At 62.3% G+C, this 15318-nt stretch carries 15 protein-coding genes and 1 pseudogene; 4 read left to right on the top strand and 12 right to left on the bottom strand.

Features of this window, described 5'->3' with window-relative positions:
* Positions 1–111 precede the first annotated feature (111 nt).
* Complete coding sequence (locus OJI97_RS16205) at positions 112–1041, top strand: formylglycine-generating enzyme family protein (protein WP_297665236.1); 930 nt, start codon at positions 112–114, stop codon at positions 1039–1041.
* A gap of 306 nt (positions 1042–1347) precedes the next feature.
* Here OJI97_RS16205 and OJI97_RS16210 read toward each other — a convergent pair whose 3' ends face one another.
* Entirely contained in the window at positions 1348–1785 is a 438-nt protein-coding gene (locus OJI97_RS16210; RefSeq protein ID WP_297665175.1) for an RES family NAD+ phosphorylase, read from the bottom strand.
* On the bottom strand, positions 1782–2213 hold the full coding sequence (locus OJI97_RS16215) for an antitoxin Xre/MbcA/ParS toxin-binding domain-containing protein (protein WP_297665177.1): 432 nt from the start codon (positions 2211–2213) through the stop codon (positions 1782–1784). The genes OJI97_RS16210 and OJI97_RS16215 overlap by 4 nt, the downstream gene beginning before the upstream one ends.
* A gap of 243 nt (positions 2214–2456) precedes the next feature.
* Between OJI97_RS16215 and OJI97_RS16220 the strand changes: the two are divergent.
* Positions 2457–2699, top strand: a pseudogene (locus OJI97_RS16220) (transposase); the annotation flags it as partial.
* Between the two features lie 298 nt (positions 2700–2997).
* Here OJI97_RS16220 and OJI97_RS16225 read toward each other — a convergent pair.
* From OJI97_RS16225 to OJI97_RS16250, 6 genes are all read right to left on the bottom strand, one after another.
* The gene (locus OJI97_RS16225) at positions 2998–4887 is read right to left on the bottom strand and encodes a transferrin-binding protein-like solute binding protein (protein WP_297665178.1); all 1890 of its coding nucleotides are present in this window, start codon (positions 4885–4887) and stop codon (positions 2998–3000) included.
* Positions 4888–4901: 14 nt separating this feature from the next.
* Positions 4902–6233, bottom strand: coding sequence for a surface lipoprotein assembly modifier (locus tag OJI97_RS16230; RefSeq protein WP_297665181.1), 1332 nt, complete (start codon positions 6231–6233; stop codon positions 4902–4904).
* A 320-nt stretch (positions 6234–6553) separates the two neighbouring features.
* Positions 6554–6775 (bottom strand): DUF488 domain-containing protein, encoded by a 222-nt coding sequence (locus OJI97_RS16235; protein ID WP_297665183.1) that lies wholly within the window; start codon positions 6773–6775, stop codon positions 6554–6556.
* The gene (locus tag OJI97_RS16240) at positions 6775–6984 is read right to left on the bottom strand and encodes a DUF2945 domain-containing protein (protein ID WP_297665186.1); all 210 of its coding nucleotides are present in this window, start codon (positions 6982–6984) and stop codon (positions 6775–6777) included. The genes OJI97_RS16235 and OJI97_RS16240 overlap by 1 nt, the downstream gene beginning before the upstream one ends.
* A 30-nt stretch (positions 6985–7014) precedes the next feature.
* Complete coding sequence (locus OJI97_RS16245) at positions 7015–7245, bottom strand: hexameric tyrosine-coordinated heme protein (RefSeq protein WP_297665188.1); 231 nt, start codon at positions 7243–7245, stop codon at positions 7015–7017.
* A 138-nt stretch (positions 7246–7383) separates the two neighbouring features.
* Entirely contained in the window at positions 7384–8145 is a 762-nt protein-coding gene (locus tag OJI97_RS16250) for a sulfite exporter TauE/SafE family protein (protein ID WP_297665238.1), read from the bottom strand.
* 515 nt (positions 8146–8660) lie between these two features.
* Between OJI97_RS16250 and OJI97_RS16255 the strand changes: the two genes are divergently transcribed.
* On the top strand, positions 8661–9497 hold the full coding sequence (locus OJI97_RS16255; protein ID WP_297665190.1) for a pseudouridine synthase: 837 nt from the start codon (positions 8661–8663) through the stop codon (positions 9495–9497).
* A 243-nt stretch (positions 9498–9740) separates the two neighbouring features.
* Complete coding sequence (locus OJI97_RS16260) at positions 9741–10295, top strand: redoxin domain-containing protein (protein WP_297665193.1); 555 nt, start codon at positions 9741–9743, stop codon at positions 10293–10295.
* A 129-nt stretch (positions 10296–10424) separates the two neighbouring features.
* Here OJI97_RS16260 and OJI97_RS16265 read toward each other — a convergent pair whose 3' ends face one another.
* From OJI97_RS16265 to OJI97_RS16280, 4 genes are read right to left on the bottom strand one after another with little or no spacing between them, the layout of a single operon-like run.
* The gene (locus OJI97_RS16265; RefSeq protein WP_297665195.1) at positions 10425–11750 is read right to left on the bottom strand and encodes a mannitol dehydrogenase family protein; all 1326 of its coding nucleotides are present in this window, start codon (positions 11748–11750) and stop codon (positions 10425–10427) included.
* On the bottom strand, positions 11747–13159 hold the full coding sequence (uxaC, locus tag OJI97_RS16270) for a glucuronate isomerase (protein ID WP_297665197.1): 1413 nt from the start codon (positions 13157–13159) through the stop codon (positions 11747–11749). Before uxaC ends, OJI97_RS16265 begins: the two co-directional genes overlap by 4 nt.
* A 7-nt stretch (positions 13160–13166) precedes the next feature.
* Positions 13167–14453 (bottom strand): MFS transporter, encoded by a 1287-nt coding sequence (locus OJI97_RS16275; protein ID WP_297665199.1) that lies wholly within the window; start codon positions 14451–14453, stop codon positions 13167–13169.
* A gap of 20 nt (positions 14454–14473) precedes the next feature.
* On the bottom strand, positions 14474–15235 hold the full coding sequence (locus OJI97_RS16280) for a 2-keto-4-pentenoate hydratase (protein WP_367184777.1): 762 nt from the start codon (positions 15233–15235) through the stop codon (positions 14474–14476).
* Between the last annotated feature and the right edge of the window lie 83 nt (positions 15236–15318).

The raw sequence follows: 15318 nt of genomic DNA on the forward strand, positions 1-15318 counted from the left end.
TAACCGCCCCCTGACGATAGACGGCGGCCGATGCAAATCAAAGCCGGGCCCGAGGCGAAAGAGACCATGCGCGACACGAACGGCGAAATTTCCGCAGGCGGGCCGCCGGGCATGATCTTTCTGCCCGGCGGGGCCTTCGCCATGGGATCACGGAATTTCTATCCCGAGGAAGCCCCGGTGCGCCAGGTGCGGATCGACGGTTTCTGGATCGACACCGCGCCCGTCACCAATCGCGACTTCGCGCGCTTCGTCGCGGCGACGGGGCATGTCACGGCGGCCGAGATCGCCCCCGATCCTCGCGATTATCCGGGCATGTTGCCCGGAATGGATCGCCCCGGCTCGCTCGTCTTTCGCAAGACGCGCGGCCCCGTCGATCTCGGCAACCCCGCCAACTGGTGGCAGTTCGAATTCGGCGCCGACTGGCGCCATCCGGACGGCCCCGACAGCGCGATCGCAGGGCTCGAAGATCATCCGGTCGTCCATATCGCCTATGCCGATGCAGAGGCCTATGCCGCATGGGCGGGCAAAGCGCTGCCGACCGAGGCGGAGTGGGAATATGCCGCGCGCGGGGGTCTCGACGGCGCGGACTATGCCTGGGGGGATGAACTGGCGCCGGGGGGTGCGATGCTCGCCAATTATTGGCAAGGTCTCTTTCCCTTTGCCAACCAGCGTCTCGACGGGTGGGAGGGCACCTCCCCGGCAGGCAGCTTTCCCGCCAACGGCTTCGGGCTGCACGACATGATCGGCAATGTCTGGGAATGGACGCAGGACTGGTGGTCCGAGCCCGCGGCGCGCGCGACCCGTGGCGGCAGATCCTGCTGCGCGATCGACAATCCGCGCGGAGGACCGATGCGGCGGAGCTATGACCCCGCCCAGCCGGACATCCGCATCGGCCGCAAGGTGCTCAAAGGCGGCTCGCATCTTTGCGCCCCCAATTATTGCCAGCGCTACCGGCCCGCCGCGCGCCACCCCGAAACCGTCGACAGTTCCACCAGCCATATCGGTTTCCGCTGCGTGGTCCGAAACGCCATCGAATCCTGATCTGGCGCTGGAATATAGGGTCAGCCGCCGGCAATCCCAATCCCGTCAGGACATGATGGTCCGCATCGGCTGGCTGGCGCGGCAGGATTCGAGTAATATTATCTAAACAATTGAAATTTATACATTTAATTTTGTAAAGTTGCAAAAATACCAACATCTCCGCGGGCTTCGGAGGCAGCTTCTAGCACGCTTTGGCCGATTATCGACCACCTTGGCTTTAAATGGGATGGAGTGAGACAAGATTTGCTCCTGAGATCACGGTGCCTTGCTGATATGAGGCTCCCCGAGACCAAGGTTAGCTGCGTTTCAGCGCAGGAGACGCGGGTCCAACTGGAACGGCTCATTCGCGATGATCTTCACCTTGCCCATGTCGGCGTGTCGGACGTTGAGCAGGATATTCCATTCCTGCGGCACTACGACACTTCGCACTCGAAGCGACAAGGCTTCTCCAGCGACGAGAAAGGCATCGCCCTGGGCAAGGCACGCGGCATCGTCCGCGGGACCGGCATCGAGCCGGTACGATGGCGCATCGTCCGGAACCTCGATAGTCAGAAGACGCAGATCGTCGGGGAGCAATTCGGCGGGCAGGTCGAGATGCACGAGTATCTCCAGAACCGCGAGAGAGGGTGTCGCTGCCGTATAGACCATCGGGCGGCCCGCCGAGTTCCAGCGCCCGCCCCAAAGGCGGGCGCCCTCCCCATCCAATGCGATATGGGCGGCCTTGCAGAGCCGATAGACGATCACGCAGCGATGCCGTGCTCGATCCGTCCCAACAGGGCTTCGACCGCGCGCGCGCCGCGATCGGTGTCGGCCATCGCGAGAGGCGTCTCGTCATCGAGGGCGCGGTTTTTGCGGTTCAGCCAGAGCTGTGCCTTGTCGGGATTGCCGAAGACTTCCTCGGCCGCGGCAACGATGCCGACTACGCGCAGCAGGCGATCGGACTCATCCTGTTCCAGCGGCTGTGCATTCTGCTTGCGCCGCTTGAAGGTGCGAAGGTTGATCACCTTGGGATCGAGCAGATTGAACGGAAGCCGCGCTGCTTCCAGAAAATGCTCGACCGCCTGGGTCGGCACACCGCGACGCACGAGGCGGACGATATCCCGTTCATTGTGAAGCGGTCCCGTCACGGCCTCGCCACCAAGCAACTCCTGAATTCGTGCAACCGCCGTCATCACACGCCTCGCAATATGCCGATCCATTATCGGCATATTGCAGATATAGGATAGCAGCCGGGAATCGGCAAGCCGCTAAACGCGGCCTTCTATCTGCAAGGAGAAACGCGCGGCCCAGGAAAGGGAAGACATTTTCGATCTTGGAAGGCGGCAATCCGAAGGCGCAATCGGCACATCAGAAACCCCGGCGAGACAATATGACCGCCCACGCTTCATGGACCCTATGCTACCTGGCTCCTCGACAACGGCCGCATCGATCTCGACAACAACCCCGCGGAGCGGTCGATGCGCCCCCTCGCATTGAACCGGAAGAATGCCCCTGTTCGCCGGCTCCATGAAGACGGCAACAATTGGGCGGTCATCGCCACGCTCATCGAGACCTGCAAGATCTCGAGTATCAAGCTGACCGAAACACTCGGCAAGCTGGCCGCGGGTCATCCCGCCAATGCCGTCGGCAACCTTATGTCTTGGACCGTCGTGGCCTGAAGACGCCGCTTACTGCTCCTCCGTCAGCCAGATCCAATCTCATTCTTCAGGCTCCTCACCGCGAGCTTGAATCACAGCCGCCATATCAAATGGGTTCTGACCATAATATCAAATCCAGGACGACGCCCGCACTCCGCATTGTTCTTGAGGGTCGACGACGGGTCGAGGTTTGCCTGATCGAGCGTTTTGTAACTCTGGCAACCCGTATCGCGATCTTCCATGCGGCAGCGCGGATATGCCAAAACCTCACGAGCTATGGGCGAGAAACAATCGTTGCCCGTCCTTGGATTCCCAATATTCACGGCACGTTTTGCTTCCCTATGGCGACCCCCGTCATCGCCCCCACTGCGGGATCCTTGATATTGAAGACTGCCGCATATTCCTGAGCCGCGTTGCCGTAAAAACGGCCGGCCAGTGTTCCCGGTCCCAAGTTCCACGCTCCCGTGAAAGCCGCCGAGAAGGCATCGATCACCCCTGAGAAATCATATCGCCCCAAAGCGGTCGTGACGCCGTCTGCGGTGACCCGCGTGGGAAACAGGCTAGCCGTCAGCGCGCCGGTCCCGAAATTTGCCGTGAGATCCGATCGGCCGACCAATGCGGCGACAAGCTTCGAACCGTCGTCGATGTCTCCGAAAAGGCGGCCTGCATAGGTCGCGCTGCCACTACGCGGCAATTGATCGGGCGGCGTGAAATTGCCGAAGCCGATATATTCGACGCTTTCGCCAAGGGGCTTGCCGTCAAAGTCGGTGCGTGCCGCCAGAACGCGCATGAAGCCAGCATAGGTCAACTGGATACCGTCAGCCTCGCCATCGAACAGGCCGATCGAATATTGCACCTTTCCGTCGACAAAGGGCTGCGCCACGCCATAGGCTCGATAATCCCCCGAATCGTTCGCTGCAACGCGATTGGCAGGACCGAAGGAAAACTGGAATCCAGCGGCCGATCGACTGGACACCGTGTATGTTCGCGTATCGGCGTCGTAGATGATCGTTTCCGCGAAGGGAGGATTTATCCTATCGTCAGGCGGATCCATATTCTCTTCGGCAGGCAGGTTGATCGCCGCCCAAACGGTCCGGAAACGGGTCACCCCTTCCAGATTGGCGAGCGTATCGTCAGCGGCGGTTTCCGGCAGGCCATAGCCCGCAAAGGCAAGGCTGTAATAGAGCGGACCCGAACTGCCATAGAGTGTCCCGCCGATGTCCTCGGCAGCAGGACCGAAGAAGGACCCGGACAAATTGCCCGCATAGGTGTCCGACGCCCCGGCCTTTGCCGTGAAGGTGCCGGTAAAGCGATTTTCGCCGGCGACGATCGCACCACTGGCTTTGACCTCCCCTTCGCTTTCGACAACCGGAATCCGGGCACCGGAGAAATTGAACGATGCCGTCTTGCCGGCGATTTCCAACTGCCCCGTTCCAAAATCCACGAGGGCCGTCCCGTCCCCGACCACATCGAGCAAGCTGTCGGTGACGCTGGAGGAGCGCGAGCCGCTGAACCTCAGGTCATAGGCGGCGTGCCCTGTCTTGGGCACGGCGGACGCCTCGCTCGGAAAGCCGAAGACCAGATCGAGCGTTCTATAATGGTCGATGCCGGTCGGTATATCCGTTTGTCTTATGAGAAGTTGGCCAAGCGCAACATAATCGGGAGTGGTCGTCCAGTCGGATCGCATACCCCAATCGAGATCGAGTTGCGTGACCTTGTCGCCCTCGACCTTTTCATAGCGCAGCAGATTTGATGACGCGATTTTCACGTCGGCCGGATTGAACACGAACTCCTCGGATCCCGCGCTGAGCGTAAAGCTGTCCGCACCGGCATCATAGATCAGGCTCGCTTCGGCCACGGGGCCGCCGGTTGCGGGCTGCGCACGGCCGACATCATAATCGACCGCAGCGAGATTTGCGGCCGCGGCGAAGGTCGCGCCGGCCGTGGGTTTCCCGACGATCTTCGTCGCTGTTGGCGGGGGAGTAGGCGTCGGTGTGGGTGTCGGCGTAGGCGTGGGCGTGGGCGTGGGCGTGGGCGTGGGCGTGGGCGTCGGCGTCGGTGTCGGCGTGGGTGTCGGTGTGGGCGTCGGTGCCGGGGGCGGCACGGGCGTTGAATTGACGCCGCCGCCCCCGCCGCAACCAGCGAGCATCAGGCTGAGCGTCGTCAACGAAACCATCGCGGCCAGCCTCTTGGAACGTGTAAGACGCATGAACTATTCCCCCGTTAAAATGCCGATGTGACGCCGAATTCAGCGGCAACGCGGCGATAATCATAGATTTCGATCGAGGAGCGGTTGCGCTCCCATTTCAGGCGGACCAGCGGCGCGAGACGGCCGAGCCTCAGGGCGCGCAGCGTCATCGCGAGGCTTGCATTATAACGGTCCTCGACCCGGCGTTTCGGATAAAGGAACAGGCGCTCATCGGCTTCGAGATGACTGTAGCCCAGCGTCCCGACCAACGTGGCGCGCCCAAGCTCACGAAACAGATAGAAGGAGGTTCCCCCGCTCGCCAGCGAATAGCCGGGATCGCGCGCGGCCTCCCGGAATCCATAGAGTTGCGCCCCGCCGCCCATTCGCGCGCTGAAGGCCCGGTCGAAACTCGCGGAGAGGGTGAAATCATCGGCGGTCTGAAGCGCGTTGCGCAGGTTGGTCTGGTGCGCGATACCGCCTTCGATCCTCATCTGGCTTCGCTTGCCGGTGGGGCGTTGCCAGCTCACGCTGCCGCCGACCGCCCTGCTATAGGGATCGCGCCCATACCAGCGCCACGACGGCCCGAATGAAAAGGTCAATTGGCTGCGGCCCCACGCATATTGCGGACCGGCCTGAACCCCGACCGTGACGTCATTGAAGTCGGCATCGCGATAGAGCACGGCGCCGGCCGATGCGTGGACCAGAAGATCAGCGCCGGGCTCGATCCCGATGCGGACATAGCCTTGTCCTTGCAGATCGAGACCGACGCCCGATTTTGCCTTGGCTTCCTCGTCGAGGACGAAGTCGCCGATCACCGTGCCCAGCGTGTCGGAACGGGTAGCGCGGTTGATGTTGCTGTCAGGCGCGAGCGCCAGCTTGACCGAGCCGCCGACAGGCTTTCGGGCATCGAGGGCGCGCGAATAAAAGCGCACGATCTGTTCGACCTCCGGCGGCAGGCCCGCGGCCTCGGCGGCGCGCAATTCCTTGCGCGCTGCGGCAAGATTGCCGAGCATGGCCTGCATGCGCGCCAGTTCCAGCCGCACCCGTGCGACATCCGGCTTGTCGTCGAGGATATGGCGAAACTCGATCGCCGCATCCGAATAGCGCTTGAGATCGTCGGCCAGCATCATTCCGAGGCGAAATCTCGCCTCGGTACGCAGTTCGATGTCGGGATCCCTGGCGAGCGCCCGATAGGCCGATTCCGCCGTTATGAAGTCGCGGCGCCCCCGGGCCTGATCGGCCAATTTGAAAAGTTGCGCTGCGGAAAGTTTTACGCTGGTTGGTGATGCGACAGGGTTCGCGCTGGACACGCCCGGGTCCATCGTTTCCTGCGCACTGCCGACAGTAGAAAAGCTCGCCGCGACCAAGGCCGCTACGAATATTCGAACGCGAATCACCCACCCCCTTGTAAGGCCCCCTATCTCACCCATCACTTATCAAAATCGGAAACGCCACTTGCTTTTTCATCCAAATCACGAGGAGGTTGGAGATCAGTTTGCAGGACCGAGGTTGCATGTTTTGGCAACTGCGTCTGTCAGGTTGTTAGGGTCAGGACCCTAATGGTTCCAAACCGGAGAATGAAACAGCGGGATATCAATATCGGGTACGCGTCATCTAACAGGATATCCCGCTCTTTATGGATGCAGCACGGGCGCCAAGAAATGGCCGGCGCTAGCGTCGCAAGCTGTCAGCATTGCCGCCGGCCACCAAAAGCAGGCCAATGGCGATAGCCGGTTTGCACTTGCGCCAGGGCTTCGGGCAGCCGGTCGACATTATAGACGGGATTGCTCCGTGATCGCGGAAACCGCCTGACGTCAATCACCTCGCCGACCTGGGCGGCGCGCAGCATATCAAGAAACTGGTCGAAACTTCGGTTGGAGTGACCGATCGTAACGAATTGTGCGGTCATTACTTGATCTTTGTCAGCGCAGCTTCCTTGTGAGCCGCGATGTGATCCGTTTTGTCGCTCTTGATCTCATATTGCGGATCATCTCTGGAAGCCCGGTGCCGGTGCCCCTTATAATCGAAATCCGCATGATGAACCCGGATGATCCTGCCGGTCACATGGCCGGCTTCGGAATTCCAGCGCACATGATCGCCGATCGCATATTTTGCCAAGATTCCTGTCCCGCTTAAGGGGCGGACAGGTCAGCCGCGCCAATAATCATTGGCAGCGGCGACCGTCTGAAAATGGATGGCAATCACCTGCGAAGAAGCGATCAACTGCGCCGAATCCTGTTCATAGGAGGCGCGGAGCTTGTCGCGCACGTCCGCCGATGGCTGGGTCAACTTCACACCGACGCGGGCAAGTTTCGTGGCGAGTTCAAATCCTTCCTGCGGCGTTGCCGTCTTGAGCGATGGAAGCCAGGTTTCAGCCATCTCACAGTCCTTTTTCTCACGGTTCCGGTGCTTCACAGCCTATCAACCGGGCGGCGCCTTTCAACCCACTCTCGTGACGAGCCGGTCATCGGCCGTCATGCTGCCATCCGCACCTGGGCCATGAGCCTGCCGATATCATCAGTGGATAAGCAACTTCACCCCCGAGAGCAGCAGCACGGCAGCGAGCGCCGGGCGCAGAAGATGGTCGGGGGCACGGCTTGACAGGAGACTGCCGATGATCACGCCAGGGATTGATCCCATGAGCAGACTGACGAGCAATTCGGGGTCGACGTCGCCATAAAGCCAGTGTCCCGAGCCCGCAACCAACGCCAGCGGGACCGCATGAACGATGTCGGTGCCGACGATCCGCGACACCGGCAGCCTTGGATAGAGCATCAACAAGGCCGTCACGCCGATTGCTCCTGCCCCAACGGAGGAGATCGAGACAGCAACCCCAATGAACGCGCCGAGCATTACCGTAGGAAGCAGCGCGCGCCGGTCGTCGCGACCGCCTCCGCGGCGTGCGAACCGCACAAGCCGTTTCTGGAAGAGCGCGGCGAACGCCGTGAGAATGAGCATGCAGCCAAGGAAGGCGATAATGACGCGCTCGGCATGAGCGCCGATCTCGCCTACCCACTGCAACGCGATGACCGACAGCAATGCGGCCGGAATCGATCCCGCCGCAAGACGGCGGAAAATGCGCCAATCGACCGTATCACGCCAGCCGTGAACGGTGCTGCCGACTGTCTTCGTTATCGCTGCAAAGAGCAGGTCGGTTCCGACCGCCGTCTTGGGATTCACACCAAACATCAGCACCAGCAGCGGCGTCATCAGCGCCCCGCCGCCGACACCCGTCAGCCCCACCAAAGCCCCGACGAGAAAGCCCGCGGTCATATGCATCACGTCGAATTGACCAAGCACAGTCTGGAACAACAAAACCCTCCCCTATCCTTCTATGCTGGCAGCGGTCGTTCCGACCTGTCAAATAATGATCAACCGGAAGCCCAGCATAAGGGTGCGGCAGCTTCGTTGCTGTTCAGATAGGATAATCGCCATCCATGGTGGCGCTGCTGGTCAGGTCGATCCAGGGACCCCGCTGCCAATCGAGCCGCGCTTATTCGGCCGGGACGAGCTCTTGTTTACCAGCGCCTGAGCCGCCGCCTGCAAGCTGCGATTAGCGTCGGCGAAGCGCGATCGATTCCTTTGATCAGGCCGAGATTGCCGAGATACCCCGACAGGCATTGACGCCGAAACTGGTCAGGCCGATGAGGCGAACCATGACAGGTAACAATTTCCATCGCGCTTTGCGCGCCGGCAGACTGATCGCGGGCCTCTAGCCCCGGGTGCACTCGCGGCTACCCGGGGTCAGATATCCGCGCAGCGCTGCTTTCTCCCTGCCTCTTTCCGTTCCAGTCATGCTCCTTCCCGAAAATGCAGCTTCGGTGGGCCGGACCTACATCATGTCCCGTCACGATTCCTGGCAAGGTGCCCCGCGCTCTGCCACCCGGCGCATCCAGCCGCCTTTCCATCCCGCGACCATTGTCAGCCTACCGCGCGCGCTTTCAAAGCTGGGATATTGTTCCCGGACCGAAGCGCTCGCCCTGATCGAGGCTGGGCGGGTGCTCGTGGATGGCCGGCCTGCGCGTGCTGCCAGTCAGCGGGTCGATATGGCCCGGGCGGTGATCGTTGTCGATGGCGCCAAGATCACCGCCCAGGACAAAGTCTACCTGATGCTCAACAAGCCGCGCGGGCTCGTAACCACCCGGCGCGATCCGCGGCAGCGCGATACGGTCTATGATTGCCTTCCTGACGGACTGCCGTTTCTTTCGCCGGTCGGCCGACTCGACAAGGCGAGCGAAGGGCTGTTGCTCCTGACCAACGATACACAGTGGGCCGAACAGCTGATGAACCCGGCTTCGGGCGTCCCGAAGACCTATCACGTTAAGATCGATCGCGTTGCAGACGAGCGTTTCGTCTCGGCCCTTAGCGAACCGGTCGAGGATGACGGAGAGCGCCTCAGCGCCGCATCGGTCGGGCTGCTGCGCACCTCCGGGCGATCGAGTTGGATCGAAATAGTGCTGACCGAAGGGAGGAACCGGCAGGTTCGACGCATGGTAGCTTCCCAGGGCGCAAATGTCCTGCGGCTGGTGCGCGTTGCCATCGGTGGCGTGTCGCTCGGCGATCTGACGAAAGGGCAGGTCCGATCTCTTGCCCCGAACGAACGCGTCGATCTGCAATTGTCTTGCAGTTAACCAAGGGAGATAATTGCCGCTGGCCTCCCCACCCTTGTTGATTTCGGCAATGCGCCCAGTCACATTGCCGGAGCCGAAGCGGCAAAGATGGAGTCGGTTCCAGCCTATGTCATTGACGGGCGACCGCTCCCCATCATTTCGGCGTATCGCTGGCAGCAATGAGAGGCATGGCCTGACGGCATTTATTCGCTTGCGCATACGACACCATGACGGCTGGCTTCGCCAGCGGGAGCCCATCGTTTCATGAAGAAGGAAATCCCGCAAATGCCTCCCTATCCGGCCCCGGAATGGGCAGTAACTCAGTGGTTCAACAGCGCGCCCCTGTCGCCAGACTCATTGCGAGGCCGCATTATCGTGTTGGGCGCCTTCCAGATGCTGTGCCCCGGCTGCGTTGCGCACGGCCTGCCGCAATTACAGCGCGTGGAGCAGACGTTCAGCCGCGAAGAAGTCGCGGTGGTCGGCCTGCACACCGTGTTCGAGCATCATGCAGCGATGACCCCGGTCGCGCTCGAAGCTTTTCTGCACGAATATCGGATCGGCTTTCCGGTGGGTGTCGATACCCATACCGATCCCGCGGGGCCGCCGGTAACGATGCAGCGCTATAAGCTGCGCGGCACGCCATCGTTGATATTGATCGACCGCTTGGGTCAGGTCCGGCATGATGCGTTCGGACAGGAGCCCGATCTGGCATTGGGAGCGCGCATTGCCATGCTGCTGGCAGAGGGAAGCGGCGCTGAGGTTGCGGTCTCTGATCAACAAGAGCAGCCGAACTGCACGATCGAAGGCGGGTGCAATTGACCATATGAAACACAGGGACTGCCCTCCCCTTCCGATCCAGACCGCTTCCGCGCGCGAGCGGCAAGAAGCGGCCATAGGCGGAAATACAGTGCCTTAAACAAAACGGCGCAGCAGCCTGCCCGGGGAGCCCTAAGGCTCCGGACGCCAACCCGATGCAAGCAGCCCCCCCGCGCCGAACAGCCGCTGCCGCGCATCGGGCTGCACCGCCGCTTCGCGAAGCGCGTCCGCCATCGGGTCGTCGATCGGCCAGCGGCCGCTTGCCAGAAAGTCGATCCACGCGTCGATCGCCAGACCCAGCGACGGGCATGTGTCGCCGCGCTGCTGATGCCAGGCCAGCGTTTCGAGCCAGCGTTGCGGAATCTTCTGGCTGCCGTCCATCGCGATCTGGATCAGCCGGTGCGCAAGCGCGGGATTGGCGAAGCGATCGAGCAGCGATGCGGCATAAGCGTCGAGATTCTGCCCCGGCGCCGCATCGATGGTCGGCGCGGCTTCGCGGCGCATGATCGCTTCGACGACTGGCCGGATGGCGGGATCGGCGATCGCCTGATGAACATAGTCATGGCCGCGCCCAAGGCCGATATAGGCAAGAGCCGAATGGGCGCCGTTGAGCATCCGCAGCTTGGCGGTTTCATAGGATGCGACGTCCGCGACCAGTTCGGCCCCCACCTGCTCCCAGCGCGGGCGCGGGCCGGCGAAATCATCCTCGATCACCCACTGACGGAAATCTTCGGTGACCACCGTGCCCTCGTCGCGCGCACCGAGCGCGGCTTCGATCGCATCGCGATCAGCGTCGGTGGTCGCGGGCACGATGCGATCGATCATCGTTGCCGGACAGCGACAGTTGGCATCGAACCAGTCCACCAGATCGGGGTGCGCGGCGACAAGATATTGCCGCATCAGCCCGCCCAGCACGGCGCCATTATTCGCGAGATTGTCGCAGCTCAATAGCGTAACGCCGGGAAGCCCCGCCGCCTTGCGCGCCGCCAAACCGGCGCCGACGAAGCGGTAGAGGCTCGATGCCCCCCTTGCCGCGGCGAGGTCGAGCGTGCCGTCGGCGGCACGCAAATAGCCCTTTTCGGTCACCGTGAAACTGAGGATATGCGTCGTCGGCGCGGCGACAGCGTCGATGACCGCCTGCGGGGCAACCGATCCGACCAGAACATGCCGCACCGCGCCGATCAGACGAAGCGAGGCATCCGCGGCGCTGCGGGTGCTGATCGAATAGAGACCGTCCTGCGGGTTGAGCTGCGCCGCAACGTCGCCCGAGCGCAAGGAAACGCCGACGATCCCCCAATCGCGATCGCCCGCCGCCATCGCATCGTCGGTATAGACCGCCTGATGCGCGCGGTGGAAAGCACCGATCCCGAAATGGACGATTCCGCTCGCTTGCGCGGCGCGGTCATAGGCGGGCGCGGCGATCGAAGACGGCAGGCGCGTGTCGGCGGACAATCTCACAGCTTATAGGCCGCCTTGGCGAGACGGTAGCTGAGGTCGGTCGCCAGTTCGGCGGCTTCCCATTCCTCCATCCGATGCTCCGCGACAAGCTGGGCCAGAAAGCCGCAATCGATCCGCCGCGCGACGTCATGCCGCGCCGGGATCGACAGGAAGGCCCGCGTGTCGTCGTTGAAGCCGACCGTATTATAGAAGCCGGCGGTTTCGGTCGTCTGCTGCCGGAACCTGCGCATCCCTTCGGGACTGTCGTGGAACCACCAGGCGGGGCCAAGCTTCAACGCCGGATAATGGCCCGCGAGCGGCGCAAGTTCACGCGCATAGCTCGTCTCGTCGAGCGTGAAGAGAATGACCGTCAGCGCCGTCTCATTGCCATAGCGGCCGAGCAGCGGGCGCAGCGCATGAACATAATCGGTGCCCGTTGGAATATCGGCGCCCTTGTCGCGGCCATAATGGGCGAACAGCCAGGGGTTATGGTTGCGGAAAGCGCCGGGGTGGATTTGCATGACCAGGCCGTCGTCGAGGCTCATTCCCGCCATCACGGTCAGCATATGCGCGCGGAACAGTTCGGCGTCGGCCGCGCTGACATCGGTGCCGGTGACCCGCGCGAACAGGGCTTCGGCCTCGGCATCGGAAAGGTCTGCCGTCGCCGCGCTGGGATGCCCATGGTCGGTCGAGGTCGCCCCCATGCTCGCAAAGAAGGCGCGGCGCCGGCGATGCGCGGCAAGATAGCCGGCATAGGAAAAGGCATCCTCGCCCGACAGCTCCGACAGGCGCGCCAGATTGTCGCGAAAGCCCTCGAACTCGGGATCGACGACCGGATCGGGCCGATAGGCGGTGATGACGCGCCCGCCCCATTCGCCCTTTTCGTTGGCGGTGCGGATGACCGCGTGATGGTCGAGCGTGTCGAGCGGGCTTTCGGTCGTCGCGATCACCTCTATCCGGTAACGATCGAACAGCGCGCGCGGACGAAAGGCGTCGGCCGCCAGCGTTTCGGTGATGTGGTCGTAATAGAGATCCGACGTCTCGGCTGAAAATTGCACCTCGAGCCCGAACACCTCGGCGAACACCCAGTCCATCCACATTCGCGACGGCGTTCCGCGAAAAAGATGATAATGCTGCGCGAACAACCGCCAGCTCTCGCGCGGGTCGGCATCGGGATTGCGGATGCCGAGCGCGTCGAGCGAAACGCCCTGCGAATACAGCATCCGGAACACATAATGGTCGGGATGCAGCAGCATTTCCGTCGCATTTCCGAAAGGCGCGTTGGCCGCAAACCAGGCCGGGTCGGTGTGTCCGTGCGGGCTGATGATCGGCAGATCGGCAACCTCGGCATACAGGCGGCGCGCAATGGCGCGCTGAGCCGGATCGGACGGAAAGAGCCGGTCCGGATGGAGGGTCAGCGGACGAAACATCGCGAGCCTATACCGTCACGCGGTCGAGACGCGGCGACAGAAGATGCACCGCCAGCAGCGCGACGAAATAGGCGCTCGCGCAGATGCCGAACAATATCTGATAATTATTGCCCGTCGTCTCGAGGATATAGCCGGTGAACAGCGCCATGCCCATGCCGCCGACCGCCCCGACGGTGCCGCCGATGCCGACCACCGAGCCCACCGCCCCGCGCGGGAAGATGTCCGACGGCAGCGTGTAGAGGTTCGCGGAGAAAGCCTGATGCGCGGCGGTTGCGAGCCCGATGATCAGCACCGCAGTCCAGACGCTGTCGATGTCCTGCGCGAAATAGACCGGCACGACGCAGCAGGCGCAGACGAACATCGTCAATTTCCGGGCGAAATTGGGGGTGCGCCCCGCCTTGATCAGCCGCGAGGAGAGCCAGCCGCCGGCCACGCTGCCCACATCGGAAATCAGATAGATGGCCGCAAGCGGCAGACCGAAGCTCTTGAGGTCCATGTCATAGCGCTCGAACAGATAGCCGGGCAGCCAGAAGAGGAAGAACCACCAGATCGGGTCGATGAAAAATTTCCCGAGCGCATAGGACCAGGTCTCGCGTATGCCGAGCAGCCGCCCCCAACCGATCGGCGTCACCGGGTCCGCCGGATCCTGCTGGATCCAGGCGCGCTCACCCTCCGACAGTCTGGGATGCTCGTCGGGATGGCGATAGATCGCCCACCAGGCAATCAGCCACAACACCCCGAACAGACCGGTGACGTAAAAGGCGACGCGCCAGTCGAACATGAGGACGAGGAAGGGAACGAGCAGCGGCGTGACGATCGCGCCGACATTCGCGCCCGCATTGAACAAGCCGATCGCGAAAGCCCGCTCCTTTTGCGGGAACCAGTCGGTGACGGCACGGATGCCGGCAGGGAAATTGCCCGATTCGCCGATACCAAGACCGGCCCGCGCGAGCGCGAACTGGGTTACGCTCGACGCCAGACCGTGCGCCATGTGGCTTACCGTCCAGATGACGATCGCAACAAGATAGCCGACGCGCGCGCCGACCTTGTCGACGATCCGTCCGAAACCGATATAGCCGATGGCATAGGCGACCTGGAACCAGAAGACGATGTTGGCGAAATCACCCTCGGTCCACCCCATTTCATGCTGGAGCGTTGGCTTGAGGACGCCGATCATCTGGCGATCGACATAGTTGATTGCGGTGGCGAGAAAGAGCAGGCCGACAATGACCCAGCGATATCGTCCGACATTGGCCACCGGCGGCACGATCTTTTCTGCGATTGCGTCTGCCATCACTCTCCCCTTATCTGCCTCTAGAGGCTTTCGATCAGACAGCCGACGCGGATTTTTCCGTCGAACAGCGCCTCCACCGTCTGGCCCGGCGTGACTTCATGGACGCCCGTTATGGCACCCGACGACACCCAGGTGCCGGGCGCTATGGATACCCCCCGTCGATGCAGGGTGCGTACCAGGAAGGCGGCAGCGCCGAAGGGGCCGTCGAGCATCGTCTCCATCGTCGCTTCGCCCACTTTCGCTCCTTCGATGAACATCGCGACAGGCATGCGGATCAGGTCGACATCGCGCCATGCCGCGATAGGCGGGCCGAGCACCAATCCCTTGTTGTTGCCATAATCCGACGCCGTGACGGCAGGTCCGTGCTGGTTGATTTCGGCAAAGGGCGAGCTTGCGATCTCGATCCCGGCGCGCACTTCTTCGATGCAATCGCGGATCGAAACCGCGTCGTAATCGACATCGCCGACCGCGCCGAGCCGTAGCAAAACTTCCGCTTCGGCGGCAGCGAATCCCGGCACGAATACCGGCATCGCGGGCGCGGCACCAGATGACTCCTCGCGAATTTCCTCGGAGAAAATGGGCCCCGTGAGACGATTGTCGCCATAGCGGTCCGCAAGATCGTCGGCGATCCGGCCGACCTTCCAGCCGCCGACAGGCCGGCCGTCGAGCCGGATCGCATGGTCCTGAATCGCATAAGCCGCAGCCATGGTTTGCGGCACGGCGCCGGGATAAGAGGTAAGCGGTGTCTTTCCGGCGCGCGCGGCAAGAAGCGCCCGGGCCACAGTTTCCGCTTCGTTCGTCGCACTCATCTTTGTCATTTCCCTCTTCTGGCTTCTACTCTAAAAGACACCGGTGTCAAAAACAA

It is taken from the genome of Sphingopyxis sp. (assembly GCF_025869345.1).
Taxonomy (GTDB): Bacteria; Pseudomonadota; Alphaproteobacteria; order Sphingomonadales; family Sphingomonadaceae; genus Sphingopyxis.

Bases quoted from the DNA above. Each gene is read 5' to 3' on its own strand.
- OJI97_RS16205 (WP_297665236.1), top strand. From the start codon at position 112: ATGATCTTTCTGCCCGGCGGGGCCTTCGCCATGGGATCACGGAATTTC.
- OJI97_RS16215 (WP_297665177.1), bottom strand. From the start codon at position 2,213: ATGACGGCGGTTGCACGAATTCAGGAGTTGCTTGGTGGCGAGGCCGTG.
- OJI97_RS16225 (WP_297665178.1), bottom strand. From the start codon at position 4,887: ATGCGTCTTACACGTTCCAAGAGGCTGGCCGCGATGGTTTCGTTGACG.
- OJI97_RS16235 (WP_297665183.1), bottom strand. From the start codon at position 6,775: ATGACCGCACAATTCGTTACGATCGGTCACTCCAACCGAAGTTTCGAC.
- OJI97_RS16245 (WP_297665188.1), bottom strand. From the start codon at position 7,245: ATGGCTGAAACCTGGCTTCCATCGCTCAAGACGGCAACGCCGCAGGAA.
- OJI97_RS16250 (WP_297665238.1), bottom strand. From the start codon at position 8,145: ATGCATATGACCGCGGGCTTTCTCGTCGGGGCTTTGGTGGGGCTGACG.
- OJI97_RS16255 (WP_297665190.1), top strand. From the start codon at position 8,661: ATGCTCCTTCCCGAAAATGCAGCTTCGGTGGGCCGGACCTACATCATG.
- OJI97_RS16260 (WP_297665193.1), top strand. From the start codon at position 9,741: ATGAAGAAGGAAATCCCGCAAATGCCTCCCTATCCGGCCCCGGAATGG.
- uxaC (WP_297665197.1), bottom strand. From the start codon at position 13,159: ATGTTTCGTCCGCTGACCCTCCATCCGGACCGGCTCTTTCCGTCCGAT.
- OJI97_RS16275 (WP_297665199.1), bottom strand. From the start codon at position 14,453: ATGGCAGACGCAATCGCAGAAAAGATCGTGCCGCCGGTGGCCAATGTC.